The organism is Paenibacillus faecalis, assembly GCF_900289175.1.
In the GTDB taxonomy this organism is placed as follows: Bacteria; Bacillota; Bacilli; order Paenibacillales; family Paenibacillaceae; genus Paenibacillus_AQ; species Paenibacillus_AQ faecalis.
The window spans coordinates 124,500-144,697 of sequence record NZ_LT985747.1 but is presented as its reverse complement, the minus strand read 5'-3'; the positions used below and the strand labels follow the sequence as shown (position 1 = coordinate 144,697).

Below are 20,198 nucleotides of genomic sequence, written 5' to 3'. Positions count from 1 at the left end.
CCAATTTTTATACATAAGGGAGAGATGAAGTATGAAAAGAGTCTGGAAATTAACGTCCGTTATGTTGATGGTGTTTATGATGATGACGACCGTTGGAGCCGCTACAAGTAATGATGAATACAAGCCGGTTGAGAAAGCTCCGAACCAGCAAGCTGTTTTCATTCATTCTATAGAAGTGAAAGATGGAGAAGTGTATTTAAATGCAGATCCGATTCAGTGGTATGAAGGTGAAGAAGCAGGTGAAATCTTTCGGGAGCGCGAACAAGATCCAGAAGTGACAGAGCCACCAAACGGTTATTATATTGTCAATGATACAGAAGAGCAGGTTTCTTGGCGTGTTGCTGATGAGGCTGAAGTATACCTTCAGCTGTATGACCATACCGGACGGGTGGAAGATGCACAGATTTATTGGAATCAGCTTGTCAGTTTAAATAAATTCCTTTCTGTATATGAGAAAAAAGATATCATTGATATGAGCTGGTTCCCATATCACGTTACGATTGAGGATGGCGTAGTCGTTAAAATTATCCAACAATACACACCATAATAGGATGAATGAAGGGGTGCTCCCAAAGGTCTTATGACCCTGGGAGCACCCCTTTTATGTGATGATCTGCCATTTTATATAGTCTTATTTTTTTATCTAATGTTTGTGAAATGCTCCGATGTTTAAAGTGATTTTCCTTCGGCTTCATAAACCGCCCGTTTACAAACTCGGTAATGAATTGGTTTACATTTGCTTTGCGTTTCTCATACTGTTCCTTTGTAAGCTTTCCTTCGGCTAAAAGACGATCGAATCGGCTCATGACCGCTCGAACCTGTTGATCAATGACAGATTGCACGCTTACTCTATTTTCTTCAGCGATCTTGGCGAGCGATTTACCGGACTGTAAAGATTTCTTTAGCTGATCAGGAGTCATCTTCAGCAGTTTGGCCAATTCTTCGGCATGGACCAAACGGCGAGGATGCTGTTTTATATAGTGATTCCATCCGCCTTTAACATCAATAAGCTTGTCTGCCGCTTCAGAGAAGTCAAAGGTGGAGCTTAATGGTTTGGGATGCGAAGCTGTCCGTTCTTTGAGAAGTGCAATCACTCTAGACTTAAGCTCAGTACGTAGGATACCCTGTTCATTGGCGATTTCTGCGAGGGACTGTTTTTTTAATTTGTCCTGCAATATTTCAGGTTCAAGCTTAAGGAATAGAGAAAGCTCTGCCAGTATTCTCTCATCCTGCTTGAAAGGAACGTTTATGCTGTTTATCGTGGGGGATTTTGGGTTAGCGGGATTGGCATTGACATTGGATATACCTTGAGCTTTCATGGTCAATGCAAGTGTCAAGATGGTGCTAAGTAAGCATTTGATCCATATCGTGTATACTCTCAAATTCATGAGCCGCCTTTCTTCGGGTGCAAATTGTTTGATCGGTATCCTTCCTTCATTGTTTCCGGGGTTTGCTGAAATCAACCTTATTTAATTGAAAGAAAACGCCCTCATTTTGTAAACCTATCGACTGTCCTCTGCTAATATGGTATCATAGAGACCTGATAACGTATTAAAGTATGAAAGAGAAATAAGATCTAGTTATATGGCTTAGGGGGCATAAAGGATGAGAAAGTTATCATTATTGATCATGAGTTTATTTCTTTTATTATCGATTGTTGGATGTGCAAACTCTGCGAGCGGGGATAAAGAATTAATTGTTGGTATCGACGACAAGTTTGCGCCGATGGGTTTTCGAGATGAGAAGAATGAAATTGTCGGGTTTGATATCGACTACGCTCGGGCTGCTGTTGAGAAAATGGGATATACGGTAAAATTCCAACCGATCGACTGGAAGACGAAAGAATCAGAGTTAATGAGCGGACGGATCGATTTGATCTGGAACGGTTACACCATTACCGATGAGCGTAAAGAGAAAGTATTGTTCACGGAGCCATATTTAAAGAACAGCCAGGTTGTTGCTGTTATGGCAGATTCTAATATTCAAGAAATCAGTGATCTAGCCGGTAAGAAAATAGGCCTTCAGGCGCTTTCCTCGGCTTCTAATGCGCTGGATAAACACGATATAAAATCGCAGGTCAGCGATATTTCAGAATATTCCGATAATGTACTGGCACTCAGCGATTTAAAGAACGGTCGTGTAGATGCTGTAGTGATCGATGAAGTCGTCATCAAGTATTATATGTCAAAGGAAGAAGGCACTTATAAATTGCTGGAAGAGGCGCTTGCTCCTGAAGAATACGGCGTTGGTGTCAAGAAGGGACAAGAAGATCTTTTAAGCGAACTGCAGAAAGCATTAGATGAGCTTAATACGGATGGAACTGCAGCTGAAATATCAGAAAAATGGTTCGGTGAAGACAAGGTTTTAAAATAGCTATTATTTGAAACTAAATTGACCGCCAGAATGCGGTCTGTCTTTTTTAAGGCAGGTTTTTGCAAATCGTTTTCTAGGAGCATGGATATATGGACATCAACTATTTAATTGACATTACGATCCCGATTCTGGAGGGAGCCAGAACTACAATTTTACTGTTTCTCATCGCGATTATTACATCGATTCCTTTGGGGTTCGGTCTGACATTGTTGGTGAGGAGCGGAGTTAAGCCGCTTGTCTGGTTTGGGAACACTTTTATTTATGTGATGCGGGGAACGCCGCTGTTGTTGCAATTGTTGTTTTTTGTATTCGGTTTGCCAATTCTGCCGGTCATAGGCGAGTATCTCGTCATGGATCGTTTTGTGGCAGCCAGCCTGGCGTTTATATTAAACTATGCGGCCTACTTTGCAGAAATTTTCCGCGGAGGTCTGCTGGCGATCGATAAAGGGCAATATGAAGCGGCACAGGTGCTGGGACTCAGCCGCTGGCATATGACAACTCGAATTATTTTACCGCAGATGTTCCGGGTTGCACTGCCGTCTGTGTCGAATGAATCGATTACGCTGGTGAAAGATACAGCGCTGCTCTATGCAGTTGCGGTTCCGGAAATTTTGCATTTTGCACAAACCGCGGTTAACCGGGATGTTAATCTGTTACCTTTCCTGGTGGCTGGCGTGATCTATTTGCTCATGACACTCGTGCTAACGTTATTGTTTAAATATTTCGAACGCAAGTTCAAATTTGAGTAGAAGGACTGTCAAGCGATGGCTATTATTGAAGTTACCAATCTGAAAAAATCATTTGGCGATCTGGATGTATTGAAAAAAGTATCTTTTGAAGTTCATAAAAATGAGGTTGTTGCCATTATCGGTCCTTCGGGGTCGGGCAAAAGCACGATGCTGCGCAGTCTCATTCATCTAGAGGAAGTCACTGGGGGAACGATTCGTGTACAGGACGAGTACCTTGTTCACGATGGAGTTTATGCTGACAGCAAGCAGGTGAAGAGCATCACCTCCCGCATGGGGATGGTGTTTCAGCATTTCAATCTGTTTCCGCATCTTACGGTTCAGCGAAATCTTGAATTGGCTCCGAAATATGTGAAAAAAGAATCCGCTGAAGTTCTTCGTCAAAAGAGCGCGGCGTTGCTTAAAAAAGTAGGTCTAGCAGACAAGGCAGACGTTCTTCCCGGCAAGCTGTCGGGCGGCCAGAAGCAGCGTGTAGCTATAGCTCGGGCTTTAATGATGAGTCCTGATATTTTGCTCTTTGATGAACCGACCTCGGCGCTGGACCCCGAGCTTACGGGGGAGGTGCTGCAGGTCATCAAACAGATTGCAGAGGAGCATATGACGATGCTGATCGTGACTCATGAAATGGGTTTTGCCAGAGATGTGGCTGACCGGGTCATTTTTATGGACAATGGGGAAGTGATGGAATCCGGCACGCCGGAGCAAATATTCAATCAGCCAAAGATGGAACGGACGCGTGCATTTTTAAATCGGGAAAGAACAGAAATTCCATTTGAAATTTGTATAAAAGCCGGGGAGATCAACAATATTAACAACGGGCAGTAAACAATCTGGATGTTATAAACAGGATGATCCAATATATGAAAGGAAGGTCGCCATGAAGCAACCGGAACCAGATGACGTTGTTAGTGCAGAGCATATCCCGGAAAACGAACTGAATCATTCTTATGAAGCGTTATACCGTAATATCGGTCATTGGGTCCGGCAATCGGAGACCATAACGAATGTTCCGTGCTCTAATGTGTTTGAAGAAAGTGCAGATATGATCATAAACGAGCGCGACGGTATGGTCGAATAGGTGAAGGATTGATATAAATTTGTCCTTTTTGCTCCATTAGCCTGCCAACATAACAGCTGCACCAACAATCGGCGTGGCAATCATAGCGAATCGTAGAAGTGCTCTTGGGGCACGGGACGTAAACTTGGCACCGATATAAGAACCGATCATCGTCCCGGCCACAACCTGAAGCAGCAGCTTCCAGTCTATGTATCCTGCTTGGAAATAACCGATGCCGCCAAATAGCGCAATCGGCAAAATAATCATCATCGTCGTCCCTACGGCGAGTCTGATGGGCATGTTGAACAATACCATTAAGGCGAGTTGAATAAACGGCGTGGAGCCAATCCCGAATACACCGGACATGCCACCGGTGATGAGTCCCGATACAGCTGCCATCATCCAAAAATGTGGAGATTTGACAGAGTCGAGTAAAGGACCGCTTTTGAATGTCATTCGGGTTCGGGCCCAGATTAAAATACCAGAAAGAAACAGCATGGACGCTGTACACCATACTAAACGCTCCTCAGGTATGAGTCGTGCGACAAAGCTGCCAGCATAAGCACCTGCTGCGCCAAACAGGCCAACAGCCAATCCGGCGGATGGCACGGTGTTTTTTTCACGCATATGACTGATTGAACCTGAAATCATCGTAAATACCATGGCGGCAATCGATGTGCCGAGCGCGGTATGAACGGGAATGTTAAATATGGTTACAAGCAGTGCGATGATAAACCCGGACCCTCCAGCTCCAACAAATCCAAGAATGATACCCATGACCAGCATGGTGAAAAAAATCATCATGACGATCACTTCTTTCGTAATAATTTGACAGTAACTCATCTATTATACAATAATTTAGGAGAAGATGATGGGGATATTCTTGAGAAGGGGTGATCTGAAAGATGGTTGATTCGTCTGTGATTCTGGAAATATGTCGTTTATTAGACTGTTCGGTTGATGGCGTGAGATGTCTTGGCGGCTACAATAACAATGTGTATGAAGTTAAAGCAGATAAGCCGATGGTGGTTAAAATGTTTGACCGTGCTTCAATCTCGCAAGAACAGCTGATGTCTGAAATCGAATGGTTGCTGTATTTGTCACAGCATGATATGCCTGTTGTAAAACCGGCACAAGTTCATGGGTCATATGTAAACTATATCTCGAATGGGCTTTGTTTTATTGTTTTTGAAAAAGCCGAGGGCAATCATATTCAAGTGAAAGATCCAGTGATGTGGAGCCCACAGTTATTTCGTAAATGGGGACATACGATGGGAATGCTTCATGCTTTGGCCATAGGATATAAACCTAAATATCCGCGAAGCCGATGGGATGAACATGAAATATATGATCGGGATCTGACGATGCTGGCCCCTTCTCTTCAGGAGCGGTGGAAGGAGTATCAGGTACATATCCATCGTCTTGTTCCATCAGATCAGGAATTTGGCCTCATTCATGGGGATCTGCATCAGTATAATTTGTTGCTTGGTGCAGATCAGCAGCTTACCGTTCTTGATTTTGGTGATAGTGAGTATCATTGGTTTGCCTATGATGCCGCTGTGGCCGTTTATCATGCGGCACAGACCGCTCAGGCTGGTGAGAAGAGACGGGAATTTACAGAAAGATTCACAGATTCCTTTATGGATGGATATGCGGAAGGCAAAGGGGATACTTCAGGTATGCATTTGATCGATTTTTTCCTGGATTTCAGACATCTATATTCCTATGTCTATCATAATCTTTTCTCGGACTTCGATAAGCTGACAGATCAACAGAAATTATATTTGGATAATATGCGTACTTCCTTGCTTCACGATTCTTCTTTTTTGGGATCAGGCTGCAAGTTAATGCAGTAAAAGATAGGGTATGATGAATTTAAGATATAAAGGTTAGGGAGGCGAACAATCCTTAACCTTTTTTATGTTGGCGAAGAAGATCCCTGAATGACTTGAATTCGTAGTTATTCCTTTACGACTAACCCGAATATTTTTGTAAACAAAATGGCTTGCGCAGGAGAGATGATACATCCCTTTAAATCTTCCAGTGTACAGCCCAGGTTATGAAAGTCCGCTTTACTTAAATCAATTCCCGCCAGTTTTGTACCGGAAAATTGAGCCTGGTCAATGATTGCTTCGTCAAAATCGACTTTTAGTAGTTCAGAGTGATAAAAATCTGATTTAAGCAGCGAGGTGGATCGAAAGGAAACCTGCTTTATGTTCGCAAAGCGAAAGGTGGCGTAGTCCCCGGTACAGTGATGGAAAGCTGTATTTCGTATCGTTGCAGCTGTCAGATCAAGCCCGAGTATTTTGCAGTGATTGAATTGGGTCCTGTGAATGATGGCATCGCTAAAATCGGCATTGGACAAATCGCAGTGATCAAAAATGACGTCAGTCAGTTCCAAATGCTTAAGGGAAGCGTGTGTAAACGTAACATTGTGAAATATGATTTGGTCGAACAGCACTTTATTGGCGTTCAGGTATGATGTTTCCTCATCTTGAAAAATGGATTGTCTACATGCAGACTCATCTTCAATGCAGCAGTCCGATAGTAGTGTTGGCTCTAGTTGTTTTGGGATTTTAGGTGCAGCAATCTTTATGCTGCTATGGGTTGAACGGGAAGTTGATGGCATAACCGATTCCTCCAAATAAGATATTTCACTATTTTAACATGAAAGCTATCCAGTGGTTGTCCAATATGTATTGTTACGCTGGAAATTGTAATAAAGTTAATATAAAGTAGTCATATATACTTTCTAATTATTGGGGGAGATGGTAGTGTATATTAGAGCAGCGACGGCAGCGGATGCAGAGGGAATTGCGCAAGTTCATGTAAATAGTTGGAAAACGACATATAAAGGAATCATCTCTGAAAGTTTCTTGGATGCTTTAACGGTTGAAAGTCGTCTGGAAAGCTGGCAGCGGAGATTGGAAAAGGGAAACACATTGGTACTGGAAAACGCTATAGGTGGCATCATTGGTTTTTTGAATTTTGGAATCGAAAGAGAGCACAAACGAAACAGTGAGGGTGAGCTGTATGCGGTATATTTGTTGAAAGAAGCACAAGGAAAAGGTTGGGGCAGACAGCTTTTTATACAGATGATTCAGATAATGAGATCAAGGGGATACACTTCATTGCTGGTCTGGGTGCTTGAAGGCAATCCTGCGATACATTTTTATAAAGCATTGGGTGGGCGCGAGGTGCGGCAGCAAGAGATCGTCATAGCCGGACAATCTCATCAGGAGATTGCGCTCAAATGGGAGAGCCTTGATCTGGAATTTAATTTATCGTAAAGGAATGATAAAGCGATGCAGCATTATTATGGAAGCCTCTGTACAGAGGTTTATGATCTGAGTAAACCGTTAGGGCATTCTTTTGGAGATGTAGAATATTATGAGGAACGTTTAAGAGATTTACAAGGAAGAGTTTTGGAAGTCGGATGCGGCTCCGGACGTGTACTCATTCCGTTGCTTGTGAAAGGATATGCGGTGGATGGTTTGGACAATTCGGAAGAAATGCTTGATTCCTGCCGTACCCGATGTGCAGAGCGGGGACTGACCCCGGTATTATATAAAAATGAAATGCATCATTTTCAGCTGGAACGATCCTATGAAGCGATTATTATACCGGCTGGTTCTTTCCAGCTGCTGGAGGGTCGGGAAACGGCTGTTGCTGCGCTTCACAATTTCTATCGCCATCTTGCACCGGGCGGCAAACTTATATTGGACCTGTACATACCTACCCATTGGGATACGAATTCGGTATCCACAAGAACTTGGGACACTGCCTCTGGTGAAGTGTTAACATTGGAGGAAAAAGTGATCGAAGTCAATCATTTGGAACAGCGAATGGTATCGCTATTAAAGTATGAGAAATGGAAGGACGGCCGGTTCATTCAATCCGAACTGCAAAGGTTTCCGCTCAGCTGGTATGGCAAATATGAATTTATTCTTTTGCTTGAGAAGATCGGTTTTGATCAAATTACGGTTTCTGCTGATTATAAATATGGTCAGGAGCCGACACATGCTGAACAAATGTGTACTTTTGAAGCGATAAAATGCTAGAATTGCATTTAAACATGAATACTCAATTGAACTGCACTCAATTGTTTGACATAATAAGCAATTGCAGTGCAGTTTTTTATATGGAACGAAACATTTTTCCAAACGTAATGATGATGATGTATTTGGTCTACAGGAGGAACGGCGAATGGAGAATGAATTTTTTGTAGGATGGGGCACACTTGCTTTGATCAATGCAGGGCTTGCCCAAGGTAAGAACAGAAGCGGTTTAAACTGGTTTTTGTTATCTTTATTGTTGGGACCCATAGCAACGTTCTTGCTGGTCATATCGGAAAAGAGATAAGCATATTGTAGTTATATTGACATGTTAACGGAAACTATTTATCATCTTTTATATACCCCTCGGGGTAAAGGGGGGTATCCCTGAAGTAAGGAGGAATTGATTTGAGTACGGTCGTTCTAGGTCCTCTGACGGTTCGAATCGATATTTTGGTCTTTTTTATATCAGCTGTTGCGGGCTTTCTCGCATTGAGATTGCGTCTTCGTACACGAGAAGAATCCGCTTGGATACTGGATACGTATGTGAATGCGCTGCTCATCGGATTCATCGTATGGAAATTCAGCATCATTATATTTGACCCGATTCGAACGATACAGCATCCGCTATCGTTGTTATATTTTACAGGCGGGGATAAAGGAGTGTGGCTCGGAACGGCTCTAGCACTCTTGTATGTTGGTTTTCGTTTGAACAAAAACCGGTCTTTGCTTGTTTCTCTAGTAAAGGCAGCTATGCTGGCTTTTTTGGCCGGAGGCTTTGCCCGTTATGTCTTCGTATGGATTTGGAATGATTTGATGGATGAAATATCGCTCATGTATGCTGTTCTTCATGCAGTTCTTGCAGCGTGGGCTTGGATTAAATACGATACGTCGATCCGGGGATTTGTTTCGATCGCTTTGTGGTATAGCATTGGCGCGGTATTGATTCCGTTTTTTGATGCAGGACGTCAGACGGTTATAGCCGGCTTCACCTCGATTCAGATCGCATACAGTATTCTGGCATTCATTATTCTGATCGGGGACATATTATTCAGCAAACAAGAGAGGCATTCTGGCCATAACGTGAAAAGAGGTGACTAATGCATGAGAAAGAACTGGATTGCTTTGTTGATCCTTGCCGCTTTGGTTGGCTGGGGGATATATGATTACTATAACAAGCAAGCGATACAGCAAACAGATGGAAGTGTAAACGAAGCCGAATTGGATAGTACGATACCTGTAGGAATCAAGGTTGGAAATCGAGCGCCTGACTTCACATTGGAGACGGAGGACGGGGAAACTGTTCATCTTTCCGATTACCGCGGTAAAACGGTTCTATTGAACTTTTGGGCATCATGGTGTCCGCCGTGCAAAGTTGAAATGCCTTACATGCAGGATTTTTACGAAGAGTATAAAGACAAGGATGCCGTTGTACTGGCGGTGAACATGACACATTTGGAAAAAAGCCCGGGTGATGCGAAACGATTCCTGAAAGAGGTGGGCGCTACTTTCCCAGCGGTGTATGATCAGACTGGACAGGTGACGGATGAGTATCAAATTGTTGCTTATCCGACAACCTATGTACTGAATGCTCAAGGTGTCATTACGGATCGGTACCAAGGGGCGATTGATCATAATCTGATGATTAAAGCCTATGAAAAATCAAGATAATATTACTTTAATATAAAGTAATCTGCAAAAGTGGACGTTTGTATCTGACAGTATATCATCCTGTGGAATAGAATGAATCAATTCGATGGGTAAGGAGGATGAGAGGTGCATATCATTAGTCCACTTTCTGTAGATACTTGTAAACCTTATATAGGTCGTCAGCTTTGCGCTGTGCTTCGGGATGGAAGACAATTTACAGGAACACTGAGTGAAGTTAATGAAAATGGTCTGATTTTTCAACAAGCATTCCCGGAGGCTGGGATACTGTCGACTCAATCGCGTAAGGCTAAAAAACAGCCGCAATCCTTGAAACAGAAAGCACAAACTTCTGCTTTTGGACCAGGCTTTGGATTTAGTCCTTTTGGAGGCTTGTTGTCTTGGGGATCTATTGCGCTGTTGTTCTTGCTCCCGTTCTTCTTTATTTAAATATAAAATTCATGAAATGGTGCAGCTCTAACAAGAGCTGCTTTTTTTATATGTATGCTCAGATAGCAAGAGTTTTCTATTTAATGGCTGAATTTGTGACTAAAGATTGAGATAAATTGGAACTAGAGATTCTTGTTATTCATTCGAAGACATTTTAAAATAGAAAAAAATGGTCAGGATTGAAAAGAAGGAGCGTTAGTCTATGTCCAATCGTATTCTGGTAACACCGGAGCAGCTTAATCAAGTATCATCGCAATTTTCCCAATCAGGGCAGCTGAGCAGTGACATTGTACAGCGGCTTCAGCAGAGTATTCAGCAGATGGAGCAGCAATGGGAAGGGATAACGCGGGAGCGATTTTATGGAGAATATCAACAAGCACGAGTCATCATGAATCAATTTCTTGAACGTTTACATACGGTCTCGACCGAGCTGGATCAAATAGCTGATAAATTTCGAACTGTGGATGCATCGGGTTCAAGTTCGGATGCAGGCATATCGATGCAGGGAGCCGCAGCAGCAGGGGGAGGCCTTGGAGTGATAGCCGCTGGGGCCGGTGTTCGTGCGGGAACTGGAGGAACCGCCGGAGCTGCTGGCAATAAAAGCTTGGTGGATAAAATGGTTGACGGTGTCAGCGTCGGCGGCAGTATGGTTGAGAATGAAGTGAAAGGCTTTCATGCGAAGGCGATATCGGGCGAGGCCGGAGTAAGCCTGACGAGCGGTGCGAATGCAGAAGCTACCATCGTGGAAGCGGGTTATTCCAACGATTATGTAGAAGGGTCCGTCAGTGTCGGTAAAGCGGAGGTGGAGGCTTCTATAAAGGAAGGCACGCTCAGCGTCGGAGCGGAAGCCACCTTAAACAAATATGAAGGCGGGTTTAAGATTCCGCTCCCTTTTACCGACAAGGAGCTGAATATTGGCGGCTCCGCATCTCTTGGCGTTGTAGGAGGTTCAGCAGAAGTGGGAAAAAAGGGCCTGGAGTTTCACATTCCGCTGGGCCCGGGTGCGAGTCTCGTTGGTGTCGGCGGAGCGATAACGATAGAATAGTCCACACGGAAAGAGAGAGGAGCATGAAGCCATTGAGTCAAAAAGAGGCCAGATTCAAACAGATTATGATATTCATCGCTATCATTGGTGTTTTAGGGACGGTTATACCGAATCTTTTGGATAGCGGCATGCCTGCGGCAGAAAAGGCTGTCATATGTATCACATTTTTGCTGGCTATTCCTTTAGTCGTTACGGCTATATATTTTGTTGGCAAGAAAATAATGAGAGGGGGATAAGCATGGAAGCGATTCAAGAGAAGCTTCTTCCCATCGGTTCCGTTGTGAAATTTAAGGACTGGGATCAGACGCTCATGATCTATGGAAGAATGCAAAATGATTCCAACACACAGAAACGATGGGATTACGTCGCATGCTTTTATCCTCACGGGAACATAACCAAAGACTCCAATATTTTTTTCAATCATAAGGATATATCAGAAGTTGTATTCAAAGGTTATGTGAACGATGAGGAAATTGCGTTTCGTGATGCATTAGTAGAAGGTATAGCCAAAGTAGATTCGCTTAACAATGGAAATAAAACATGAACGTGCTTGGATCGGGGTGTTTTTTCGCAGCACGTAAAAGCATTTAAAATAATCCCGAATCAATTTAATTAGATTCGGGATTTGTAAGTTTAATAACCTATTTCCTTAGGTTTGGAGCAGCTTCGCCTTCTTTAATAAACAGAACTGAAATTGTACCGATAACGAGTAATCCTGCTGCGAAATAGAACCCAGCATTTAATGAACCTGTAATATCAGTAAGCCAACCTGTAATATATGGTGCTAAAATAGAGCCACACATTCCGATGAAATTATACAAACCGAATGCAGTACCTAATGCATGCTTAGGAGCGTTATCGGCAACGACCGCAACAAGAACAGGGTTTGTGCTTATTTTACCGAAAATTCCGTAGCCGATTAATGAAGCATATAAAATCCACATGCTATCAAATGCTACAATTGAAACAGTTGCAATAATGGAAAGTGGAAGCATTACAAGTAGCACTGGACGACGTTTACCCATTCTATCTGCAATCCAACTAAAGAAGATTGAGCCTGGAATTGCTGCCCATGGAACTAAAGAGGATACGAATGCAACCTCTGTACCAGCGATTCCACGTGCGTGCTCCAAATAGTACGGAATCCAAGTAACAACTACGAAGAAAGCATAAATAGCACAGAAGATGGTAATGTAAGTGAAAATTAAGTTTTTGCTAAATAGTTCACTTATCTTTAATTTTTGGCCGCCATTTTCAGCGGCTTTTTCTACTGACGTTTTTGGCTTGTCCTTAATAACCCACCACATTAATAAACCGATAAGAACAACAGGGATTGCAATAATGTAAAATGGTGCTCTCCAGCTCATTCCTAGCGTATCAACTGTGTAGCTAGAAACAAAGTAACCGATGGATAAACCGAATGCCATCCCACTGTTAATAATCGCACTACCTAGTGTAATGTGTTTTTTTGGAATCGCTTCAGATGAAATTCCGTACTGTGGCCCATAATAAAAGCCCTGGAATATACCGACCAATAGCCAAGCAAACATGAATAAACCGAATGAAGGCATTCCCCCTGTTACTGCAGCCATAATACCGAAAATAATAACCCCTGGTACGAGTACCCTTTTCTTACCAAACTTATCTCCTAATATTCCAGACGGTACGTTGAGTCCAGCGTAACCAATAAAGAAGATACTACTAATTAACCCTAACTGTGCAGCAGATAAATTAAATTCTGCTTGAATATCGTCCATGACAGGGTTAAGGATTGCACGAGTTGCATAAATTGCAATCCAACCTAATAAGAATACAATGGTGATTTTGACCCAGTAGGGAATACGACCTTCTGGCTTTTCTTGTTCCGTGTGATTAGCCATTTTGTTTTTTCCTCCTAATCAATATTTATTTTGTGTGGACTGTAAGTAAAAATGCTAATATTTCAACCTCAAGTAAAATATAAAATAAATAGCATTACAGTCGAATAAAAATGAAAGGGTTTACATTGCGAAAAGATAAAAAAAGCATAAAAAAAATCCTGTACTGCTTATGAGCAGGTACAGGAGAAACAAAACAACTTATTCTTTCGGAATACTTTTCAGCATATATCCAAGACCCGGATAAGTTACAATGTATTCTACTTTATTTTTTTGTAAGGCCTCTTTAATTTTTCGGCGAATTCTAGCAATGCCAACGCGTAAGTATTCAATATCGTCCCGGTATTGTGGTCCCCAAACTTCTGATAATAATGATTCGTGCTGAACGACTTTATCTAAATTAAGCGCTAAAATTTCCATCACGGAATACTCAGTTTGTGTAAGCTTAAATTCATTGTCATTAATCCAGCACCGCTTACTGCCGAGATCAATCGTTAGTTCACCAGTGCGAATAACAGATGTATTTGTCTTTTGAGGATCCGTTAAGCTTGATTGACTTCTTCTCAAGACCGCATTTACTCTTGCGAAAAGTTCGTCTAATGAAAAAGGTTTTGTTAAATAATCATCCGCACCAACATTTAATCCTTGCACTTTATCCTTTGGATTACTTCTAGCAGTAAGCATAATAACGGGTACATTTGAGAACTTGCGAAGCTTTTCTAATACACAAAAACCATCCTGGCCAGGCATCATAATATCGAGCAAAATTAAGTCAGGCAAGACAAGATCAAACTTCTCAAAAAGCTCTTCCCCAGAGCTGACAGTTGTTACTTCATAACCGACAGATTTTAAGTTAGCTGAAACAAAGCGTAAAATCTTCGGTTCATCATCAACGATACAAATCTTTTGAGTTTTCATCTTTACGCTCTCCTTCTTTTTTAGGGAAATAGAGGATAAATGAACTGCCTTTACCAGGCTCACTAATCACTTCTATTTTCCCCTCATGTGCTTCCATAATCCCAATGCATATGGCTAGTCCTAATCCAGTTCCACCTGTCCTTCTCGTGGCAGTAACATCCACCTGGTAAAAACGGTTGAAAATTTTCGATATATGGTCTTTTGAGATACCAATCCCGTTATCTGAAACCGTTATCGTCACATAATCCCTCACCATATCTAGCGTCACATCAATTTTCTTTATGCTTGCATCATTATAGCGAAGGGCATTCGTAAATAAATTAATGAGCACCTGCTGAACACGGATTTTATCAGCATAAAAAGTGAAATCTTCATGAAGATGGTTATGAAAACGAAAAACCGCATTTTCTCGTAATGATAAAGGGATTTGTTCCATCGATTTTTTAATAATTTGATCCGCCCGGGTAATATTACGTTCTACGTACATCGTTCCTGAATCGATCTTCGATATATCCATCCAGTCGTTCACCAAATGTAGAATTCTATCAATATCTTCATGTATTCCTTCTAAAAGCTCCTGTTGAAATTCTGGCTCCCATTCTACTTCTTGGCGTAACAATGTTTCAACACTGCCTTTAATATTCGTTATCGGCGTTTTAAATTCATGGGACGCAAGAGAAATCAAGTTATTTTTTAATGTATCAATTTCCTCTTCCTTTGTAATATCATGTAATAGCAAGCCTTCTCCAATCGTATAATCGTCTAATAAAACCGAAAACTTGTGAAGGACATAATACTTTGGTTTCTTTGATCTTGGCTTGTACTCTAATTTAAGTTCACCTTTTTTGTTAGAGAAAAAGTCTGACAATTCTTCATTATCAACATCAAATAATGTAACAAATTGCTTATATACATCGTCTAGTTTAACTAACTCATGCTTTGCTCCATTTGCAACTACATTTAGGAAGAATTCATTTACATAATCAACCTCTTTTTGATTGTTAACGAGCATTAAACCTTCTGACATACTTTCTAAAACGGCTTGCAGTATGGCATGCTTGTTTCGAATTTGATCGAAGAAAAATTTATTTTGTAGCATGATAGCTAATGATCCTGCAAATGTATGAAGAAATTCCTGATCACTTTTCGTAACCGGTTGTTCACAAGTAAGATCAACAATTAAAAAACCTTTATGATCTTTTTCAATTTGAATAGGCTCCATATATTGTTGCTCTCCAACCATATTTTCTTTAAGATATTCTGGTAAATTTTGATTGGTATGAATCGTTTTGTTCGTAACCGCTAAATCTTGAAAGAACACATGAATAGAATAATCTATTAATGGTTCAATTTTTCTTAAGCAATGCTGAATAAAATGAGCTAAGTCTTTATTTGAGGAAACAGAGGTGATCAATTTATTTACGGCTTTAAGCTCTGAATTTTTATTTCTTAAATTAGCGGTTCTTTCCTGAACTCTACCTTCAAGCTCTTTATTCAGATTGATTAAATCCTTTCTATTTTTCTCCACTTCATCAATCATATTATTGAAATAGTAAAATAACTCTTCAGTTTCTTGTAGACCATGTCTTCTTTTAATTGTTGATTTTTTTTGTTTAATGCCGTTTGTATAATCTTTAATATAATCGAGCAAAAATCGGAGCGTTTTTTCAAGTCGGTTTGTTAAGAAAAGGCTTATACCGACCATAACTATGGCAGTAACTAAAAGAAAGATTAGGACAGTAAAAATGGTTTTTTTATACGTATTGGTGATGGCATCGGAAGGTTTCGTAACCCAGATCGTCCAATCTAGTGAGCTGATTTTTTCGTAGGTTAAATATACATCCTCTCTTGGATTCTCTAACTCAAAATAGCCGCTGCCTGCGTTATCTTGCTGTTTTTCAATATATTGAACGATCTTTGAATTAGAGAGGTTTACGAGTTCTCTTCTTGTGTCTACATATGGATGAACAATAACATTCTTTTCTTGATCAATGACAACCGCATATCCTTCTTCCCCGAAGCTTCGATTTTTTATATGCTCACCTAAAGCATTTAAATCTAGCGCACCTAGGACATATCCAATCATTTTTCCTTCGTCATTCAGAATGGGGGAAACGATCGCTACTAATAAAACATCTGTACCGCCTCTTCCATGATAAACAGGGGATATGACTGTTGATTTCGTCTTCACTACTTCCTTGTAGTAGAAGCGGTCACTGAAATTAAGATTTTCTCTTTGTGCTCCATCTGTATACACTTCCGGGTAAAATACAATCGATTGTCCATTGCTATCCCCAACATATAAGTTAACAAAGCCAGGATAATTCAATTTTATATTTCTAAGCTGTTGTTTAATGGCATGATGATCACGATTTTGAAACGCTTCTTTAATATGCATGGCTTCTGTTTGGATAGCTTTTTTATGGTCAACAGTATAGTTGTCGATGTAATCTGAAAGATATTTCGTTGTTTGTGCTTGATACCTTTGATTTTCTTTAATTAAAGAGGATACTTGATAAATTTGAAAAACGCCAAGAAAAGCAATTGAAATAAATGTGATCGATAAGAAGGAATATATAAGTTCTTTTTTTAAGGAACGAGACTTTCTCATTTTCGCCCTCCTGACTGATGGGCTTTATCCTTAATTATGATTAGAATTATTGAAATTATTCAAAATTATTGAAAAAGCCATATAAGTTTAAAAAGGTATCTACCCATGTTTGAATAGTAAACTAAGCATGGATAGATACCATTTATTAAGAATATACGCATAGAAATCCTACTAATGGAAGTCCCATTATGAATTGATATAAATCTTATTTTGTAATCTGTGTTCCTGCTTTCCCTTCCATAGCAAGCTCTGCTTGATCAAGTGAGCAAATGATTGCTCTGCCTCCTTGCTCCGCAAATTTAATCACAGCTTCCACTTTTGGTCCCATACTACCTGCTGCAAACTGGCCTTCTTTCACATACTGCTCTAATTCATCTAGTTTAACATGTGTTAATGCTTTTTGATCTGGTTTTCCGTAGTTAACATAAACATTTTGTATGTCTGTTAAAATCATAAAGACATCTGCTTTAACTTCTTCGGCTAATCTAAATCCACTGCGGTCTTTGTCAATAACAGCCTCAATTCCAGTGAATGTTCCATCTTCGTTTTTCACAACTGGTATTCCTCCGCCACCAGCAGCGATGACAATGATGTTATCGTCTGTTAATTTCTTAATAACTTCTGAGCCATGAATAAATTTTGGCATTGGTGAAGCCACAACACGTCTCCAGCCTCGACCTGCATCTTCCATCACAGCCCAGTTCTTTTCCTCAGCTAATTTCTTTGCTTCTTCCTCTGTGAAGAACTTACCAATTGGTTTTGTCGGGTTTTGGAAAGCAGGATCATCCTTTGAAACTTCTGTTTGTGTCAAAATGCTAACAACAGAATTGTTTAGGCCAAGCTTTCCCAATTCGTTTTTCAATGTTTGATCCATCATATAACCAATAAATCCTTGTGATTCAGCACTACATACATCTAATGGGAGGGGAGGAACAACATCTTTTGCTTCTTCATTTTGACGTAAAATGTTTCCGACCTGTGGTCCATTTCCGTGTGTAATGATCACGCGATGACCATTATTCACAATACGGGCAATAATTTCACTACTTTTACGTACATTTTCCAATTGGTTTTTATATGTTGCTTCTTGTTTTGATTGTAAGATAGCGTTTCCACCTAAAGCAATAACTACTTTTTCAGACATATATGATTTCCTCCATATTTATTAGTGGTTCTTTAATGTCATCAGCCCGATCAACATCCCGAATGCAGTATCTACACCAGAGCTATGACCCATTGTTATCAATTGCTGAAGATGTTTTATGAATACTAGCGGATGTCTTGTTTCTGGCAAACTATTTAATATATTTACAATTGACGAGCTGAATTCTCCCTTTAATGCATAGAGCAAATATTCTTTTCCGATATCTGTTGTTACAGATTCATGTTCAATAATTTTATGCAATGTTTGTATGAAAATAGGGTTGAAACTATTAAAAAGGGTATGAATGGCTAATAAGCCAACGAGATGATCATCTCCTGAAGGTGTTAAACCTTTGCCTCTTCCTAAAAAGTAACGGATAACCCTTTCTATTTCAGTACAATTATTAGAATGGATGGCATTCATTAAACAATAAATTTCTCTTATTGTTTCGTTGTTCATTTCATTCTTCTGTTTAGTTAAGTAGTCGAGACTAAATTGCTCAACATCAATGTCTAATCCTGTTCTTTCTCCATTAGCTGCTAATACTTTGATCATCTCTTTTATATGAAGCGAAGAAGGGGGCCCTTTACATTTATTGATTTTATTCGAAAAGGGGGTCCCACGATGAAGGTTTACATATACTTGAGCGCTTTCAAAAAAAAATTCTTCCGTTATATCATTCCAGATCACTGTAGAAGGGGGATGAATAGCACTTAAAAGATAATGTACTGCTTCATCCTTAAGATGAATCCCAAATGGAAGAAGGCCATTTTTTGTTGTACCGATAAAAAATATGCGTCCTCCCATTTGGATGTTCATCCCATTTTTAAAAACGCTATGCACTTTCCCCATTTTGTTATTGATAAGGAATAGAGGAATATTTCGCTCGTATTCCTCTACCATAAATGTTTTATTGAGTAACATTGGACTCTTTAGATTAGCCCTAGCTTTGTTGCATAGGCCTCTAGTGCTTTTTCGAAACATTCCTTTGGCGCACGAACGGTTCCAGCACCAACTTGTCCAACACCAGCATGTTTATGAGCAATTCCAGTGTTAATGACAGGCTCAATTCCTGTTTCGACGACTTTGCGTGCGTCAATTCCGAGACATGCACCCTGGAAGTCCCAAGTTGGAATTGTAAAGTTACTGTTTTGATCGATACAAATTTCCATCATTTCATTGCTTGTAGAAAGCGCATCATTGAAGCCGCCAGCACCAACGAATCGAGTAACTCCTGGAGCGGCAATCATAGCCATTCCACCTAGACCAAATGTTTCAGTAATGGCACTATCACCGATGTCTGGGTTTGCATCATCTTGAGAATAGCCTGTAAAGAACAGTCCTTGAGGGGTGTTAACTGGTGCTGTAAACCATTCATCACCCATTCCACTTATGCGAATACCAAAGTCTTTCCCGTTACGGCACATAGCTGTTACGACAGTACCTTCTTCAATTTTTCTCGCACCATCGAGTACTGCTTTACCTGCTGCCATAGCAATATTCAAGAAGAATTGGTCTGTATCCGCTAAAAATTGGATAACATCTTTAAGATTGTTTTCTTTCATATCCACTTGTACAATATACGGACTAATTTCTTTAAGGAAGATAAGGGATGCTGCAATATTCCGTTGGTGGAATTCATCACCCATTGTAATCGCTTTTGCAATCATTACGTTTAGGTTCAATCCATCTTCTGTAAGTTTTAAAGCTTTTGAAAGCGCTGGGCCTAATATGTTTTTCTGCCATTTTAGGCGATTGATTACTTCTTCGGAATAAGCACCAAAACGAAGCACTTTCCCGATACCTTCGTTCATGATGCAGTAAGCTTCATTTCCTTCTGAACGGTTTTCAACGACAAATACCGGCATGTTTGCCGAAGTAATACCACCCATTGGTCCAACTGCGTTTACATGATGGCATGGGATGAATGTGACCTCGCCATTTTCGAGCATTTTAACTGCTTCTTCTTCTGTTTCAACCCAGCCTTCAAATAAAGCTGCGCCGATACATGATCCTTGCATTGGACCCGTCATTTCTTCCCACTTAATAGGTGGCCCTGCGTGAAGGAGTACCTTCCCATCATTTAATTCTTTGATTTTGTCTTTTGCGGGAACTACATCTACAAGGAAGGGTGCTGATCCGGAAATTTTGTCAATTACCGCTTTATTTGCTTCATCAATCGTATTGTATTTCATGTGAATCCTCCTCATATTTTATGATGGCTAAGAAAGTGTTGGCTTTTGAAAGTTGAGAACGATTTAGCTCCATTGCTTCC

General features: G+C 40.6%; 23 protein-coding genes and 1 pseudogene. 15 read left to right on the top strand and 9 right to left on the bottom strand.

Annotated elements, in window-relative coordinates; genetic code table 11:
* Positions 1-31 precede the first annotated feature (31 nt).
* A complete protein-coding gene (locus C8268_RS00700) occupies positions 32-547 on the top strand; it encodes a hypothetical protein (RefSeq protein WP_106765893.1) in 516 nt (171 codons plus the stop codon).
* A gap of 31 nt (positions 548-578) precedes the next feature.
* Here C8268_RS00700 and C8268_RS00695 read toward each other — a convergent pair whose 3' ends face one another.
* On the bottom strand, positions 579-1,388 hold the full coding sequence (locus C8268_RS00695; protein WP_199794791.1) for a hypothetical protein: 810 nt from the start codon (positions 1,386-1,388) through the stop codon (positions 579-581).
* A gap of 217 nt (positions 1,389-1,605) precedes the next feature.
* Between C8268_RS00695 and C8268_RS00690 the strand changes: the two genes are divergently transcribed.
* The 4 genes and pseudogenes from C8268_RS00690 to C8268_RS00675 all read left to right on the top strand — a co-directional run bounded on the left by C8268_RS00690 (position 1,606) and on the right by C8268_RS00675 (position 4,197).
* On the top strand, positions 1,606-2,373 hold the full coding sequence (locus tag C8268_RS00690) for an amino acid ABC transporter substrate-binding protein (RefSeq protein ID WP_106765892.1): 768 nt from the start codon (positions 1,606-1,608) through the stop codon (positions 2,371-2,373).
* A gap of 89 nt (positions 2,374-2,462) precedes the next feature.
* Positions 2,463-3,122 carry an amino acid ABC transporter permease gene (locus tag C8268_RS00685; protein ID WP_106765891.1) on the top strand — a complete coding sequence of 220 codons (660 nt, stop codon included), beginning with the start codon at positions 2,463-2,465 and terminating at the stop codon, positions 3,120-3,122.
* 15 nt (positions 3,123-3,137) lie between these two features.
* Positions 3,138-3,872: pseudogene (locus tag C8268_RS00680) on the top strand (amino acid ABC transporter ATP-binding protein); the annotation flags it as partial.
* Positions 3,873-3,996: 124 nt separating this feature from the next.
* Positions 3,997-4,197, top strand: a complete 201-nt coding sequence (locus C8268_RS00675) for a hypothetical protein (protein ID WP_106765889.1) — start codon at positions 3,997-3,999, stop codon at positions 4,195-4,197.
* A 36-nt stretch (positions 4,198-4,233) separates the two neighbouring features.
* Here the strand turns inward: C8268_RS00675 and C8268_RS00670 are convergent, their stop codons facing one another.
* The gene (locus tag C8268_RS00670) at positions 4,234-4,980 is read right to left on the bottom strand and encodes a sulfite exporter TauE/SafE family protein (RefSeq protein WP_106765888.1); all 747 of its coding nucleotides are present in this window, start codon (positions 4,978-4,980) and stop codon (positions 4,234-4,236) included.
* Between the two features lie 101 nt (positions 4,981-5,081).
* Here C8268_RS00670 and C8268_RS00665 point away from each other — a divergent pair, with 101 nt between their 5' ends.
* Positions 5,082-6,032, top strand: a complete 951-nt coding sequence (locus C8268_RS00665) for a phosphotransferase enzyme family protein (protein ID WP_106765887.1) — start codon at positions 5,082-5,084, stop codon at positions 6,030-6,032.
* A gap of 104 nt (positions 6,033-6,136) precedes the next feature.
* Here the strand turns inward: C8268_RS00665 and C8268_RS00660 are convergent, their stop codons facing one another.
* Entirely contained in the window at positions 6,137-6,805 is a 669-nt protein-coding gene (locus C8268_RS00660) for a pentapeptide repeat-containing protein (RefSeq protein WP_106765886.1), read from the bottom strand.
* Between the two features lie 145 nt (positions 6,806-6,950).
* Between C8268_RS00660 and C8268_RS00655 the strand changes: the two genes are divergently transcribed.
* The 9 genes from C8268_RS00655 (at position 6,951) to C8268_RS00620 (ending at position 11,917) form a co-directional block, all read left to right on the top strand.
* Complete coding sequence (locus C8268_RS00655) at positions 6,951-7,466, top strand: GNAT family N-acetyltransferase (RefSeq protein WP_234032633.1); 516 nt, start codon at positions 6,951-6,953, stop codon at positions 7,464-7,466.
* A gap of 15 nt (positions 7,467-7,481) precedes the next feature.
* Positions 7,482-8,237 (top strand): class I SAM-dependent methyltransferase, encoded by a 756-nt coding sequence (locus C8268_RS00650; protein ID WP_106765884.1) that lies wholly within the window; start codon positions 7,482-7,484, stop codon positions 8,235-8,237.
* Positions 8,238-8,382: 145 nt separating this feature from the next.
* Positions 8,383-8,538, top strand: coding sequence for a hypothetical protein (locus C8268_RS22835; RefSeq protein WP_199794790.1), 156 nt, complete (start codon positions 8,383-8,385; stop codon positions 8,536-8,538).
* Positions 8,539-8,639: 101 nt separating this feature from the next.
* On the top strand, positions 8,640-9,332 hold the full coding sequence (locus tag C8268_RS00645; protein WP_106765883.1) for a hypothetical protein: 693 nt from the start codon (positions 8,640-8,642) through the stop codon (positions 9,330-9,332).
* Between the two features lie 3 nt (positions 9,333-9,335).
* Positions 9,336-9,902 (top strand): TlpA disulfide reductase family protein, encoded by a 567-nt coding sequence (locus tag C8268_RS00640; protein WP_106765882.1) that lies wholly within the window; start codon positions 9,336-9,338, stop codon positions 9,900-9,902.
* A 105-nt stretch (positions 9,903-10,007) separates the two neighbouring features.
* Positions 10,008-10,328 carry a hypothetical protein gene (locus tag C8268_RS00635; RefSeq protein WP_106765881.1) on the top strand — a complete coding sequence of 107 codons (321 nt, stop codon included), beginning with the start codon at positions 10,008-10,010 and terminating at the stop codon, positions 10,326-10,328.
* Positions 10,329-10,530: 202 nt separating this feature from the next.
* Positions 10,531-11,373: a WXG100 family type VII secretion target gene (locus tag C8268_RS00630; RefSeq protein ID WP_106765880.1), complete on the top strand. Its 843-nt coding sequence runs from the start codon at positions 10,531-10,533 to the stop codon at positions 11,371-11,373.
* Between the two features lie 23 nt (positions 11,374-11,396).
* Positions 11,397-11,609, top strand: a complete 213-nt coding sequence (locus tag C8268_RS00625) for a hypothetical protein (RefSeq protein ID WP_234032632.1) — start codon at positions 11,397-11,399, stop codon at positions 11,607-11,609.
* Positions 11,610-11,611: 2 nt separating this feature from the next.
* Positions 11,612-11,917 (top strand): DUF4176 domain-containing protein, encoded by a 306-nt coding sequence (locus C8268_RS00620; protein ID WP_106765879.1) that lies wholly within the window; start codon positions 11,612-11,614, stop codon positions 11,915-11,917.
* 97 nt (positions 11,918-12,014) lie between these two features.
* Here the strand turns inward: C8268_RS00620 and C8268_RS00615 are convergent, their stop codons facing one another.
* The 6 genes from C8268_RS00615 to C8268_RS00590 all read right to left on the bottom strand — a co-directional run bounded on the left by C8268_RS00615 (position 12,015) and on the right by C8268_RS00590 (position 20,118).
* Positions 12,015-13,253 (bottom strand): MFS transporter, encoded by a 1,239-nt coding sequence (locus C8268_RS00615; protein ID WP_106765878.1) that lies wholly within the window; start codon positions 13,251-13,253, stop codon positions 12,015-12,017.
* A gap of 198 nt (positions 13,254-13,451) precedes the next feature.
* Positions 13,452-14,168 carry a response regulator transcription factor gene (locus C8268_RS00610; protein WP_106765877.1) on the bottom strand — a complete coding sequence of 239 codons (717 nt, stop codon included), beginning with the start codon at positions 14,166-14,168 and terminating at the stop codon, positions 13,452-13,454.
* Positions 14,140-16,779 (bottom strand): sensor histidine kinase, encoded by a 2,640-nt coding sequence (locus tag C8268_RS00605; RefSeq protein WP_106765876.1) that lies wholly within the window; start codon positions 16,777-16,779, stop codon positions 14,140-14,142. The genes C8268_RS00610 and C8268_RS00605 overlap by 29 nt, the downstream gene beginning before the upstream one ends.
* Positions 16,780-16,984: 205 nt before the next feature.
* Complete coding sequence (arcC, locus tag C8268_RS00600; protein WP_106765875.1) at positions 16,985-17,923, bottom strand: carbamate kinase; 939 nt, start codon at positions 17,921-17,923, stop codon at positions 16,985-16,987.
* Between the two features lie 21 nt (positions 17,924-17,944).
* On the bottom strand, positions 17,945-18,730 hold the full coding sequence (locus C8268_RS00595; RefSeq protein WP_234032631.1) for an oxamate carbamoyltransferase subunit AllH family protein: 786 nt from the start codon (positions 18,728-18,730) through the stop codon (positions 17,945-17,947).
* A gap of 125 nt (positions 18,731-18,855) precedes the next feature.
* Complete coding sequence (locus C8268_RS00590) at positions 18,856-20,118, bottom strand: YlbE family protein (protein WP_106765874.1); 1,263 nt, start codon at positions 20,116-20,118, stop codon at positions 18,856-18,858.
* Between the last annotated feature and the right edge of the window lie 80 nt (positions 20,119-20,198).

Excerpts from the sequence above, each read along its gene's own strand:
- C8268_RS00670 (WP_106765888.1), bottom strand. The coding sequence starts at position 4,980 with ATGATGATTTTTTTCACCATGCTGGTCATGGGTATCATTCTTGGATTT.
- C8268_RS00695 (WP_199794791.1), bottom strand. The coding sequence starts at position 1,388 with ATGAATTTGAGAGTATACACGATATGGATCAAATGCTTACTTAGCACC.
- C8268_RS00590 (WP_106765874.1), bottom strand. The coding sequence starts at position 20,118 with ATGAAATACAATACGATTGATGAAGCAAATAAAGCGGTAATTGACAAA.
- C8268_RS00690 (WP_106765892.1), top strand. The coding sequence starts at position 1,606 with ATGAGAAAGTTATCATTATTGATCATGAGTTTATTTCTTTTATTATCG.
- C8268_RS22835 (WP_199794790.1), top strand. The coding sequence starts at position 8,383 with ATGGAGAATGAATTTTTTGTAGGATGGGGCACACTTGCTTTGATCAAT.
- C8268_RS00640 (WP_106765882.1), top strand. The coding sequence starts at position 9,336 with ATGAGAAAGAACTGGATTGCTTTGTTGATCCTTGCCGCTTTGGTTGGC.
- C8268_RS00685 (WP_106765891.1), top strand. The coding sequence starts at position 2,463 with ATGGACATCAACTATTTAATTGACATTACGATCCCGATTCTGGAGGGA.
- C8268_RS00615 (WP_106765878.1), bottom strand. The coding sequence starts at position 13,253 with ATGGCTAATCACACGGAACAAGAAAAGCCAGAAGGTCGTATTCCCTAC.
- C8268_RS00595 (WP_234032631.1), bottom strand. The coding sequence starts at position 18,730 with ATGGGAGGACGCATATTTTTTATCGGTACAACAAAAAATGGCCTTCTT.
- C8268_RS00700 (WP_106765893.1), top strand. The coding sequence starts at position 32 with ATGAAAAGAGTCTGGAAATTAACGTCCGTTATGTTGATGGTGTTTATG.
- C8268_RS00630 (WP_106765880.1), top strand. The coding sequence starts at position 10,531 with ATGTCCAATCGTATTCTGGTAACACCGGAGCAGCTTAATCAAGTATCA.
- C8268_RS00625 (WP_234032632.1), top strand. The coding sequence starts at position 11,397 with ATGAAGCCATTGAGTCAAAAAGAGGCCAGATTCAAACAGATTATGATA.
- C8268_RS00660 (WP_106765886.1), bottom strand. The coding sequence starts at position 6,805 with ATGCCATCAACTTCCCGTTCAACCCATAGCAGCATAAAGATTGCTGCA.
- C8268_RS00610 (WP_106765877.1), bottom strand. The coding sequence starts at position 14,168 with ATGAAAACTCAAAAGATTTGTATCGTTGATGATGAACCGAAGATTTTA.
- C8268_RS00650 (WP_106765884.1), top strand. The coding sequence starts at position 7,482 with ATGCAGCATTATTATGGAAGCCTCTGTACAGAGGTTTATGATCTGAGT.
- C8268_RS00605 (WP_106765876.1), bottom strand. The coding sequence starts at position 16,779 with ATGAGAAAGTCTCGTTCCTTAAAAAAAGAACTTATATATTCCTTCTTA.
- C8268_RS00665 (WP_106765887.1), top strand. The coding sequence starts at position 5,082 with ATGGTTGATTCGTCTGTGATTCTGGAAATATGTCGTTTATTAGACTGT.
- arcC (WP_106765875.1), bottom strand. The coding sequence starts at position 17,923 with ATGTCTGAAAAAGTAGTTATTGCTTTAGGTGGAAACGCTATCTTACAA.
- C8268_RS00620 (WP_106765879.1), top strand. The coding sequence starts at position 11,612 with ATGGAAGCGATTCAAGAGAAGCTTCTTCCCATCGGTTCCGTTGTGAAA.
- C8268_RS00675 (WP_106765889.1), top strand. The coding sequence starts at position 3,997 with ATGAAGCAACCGGAACCAGATGACGTTGTTAGTGCAGAGCATATCCCG.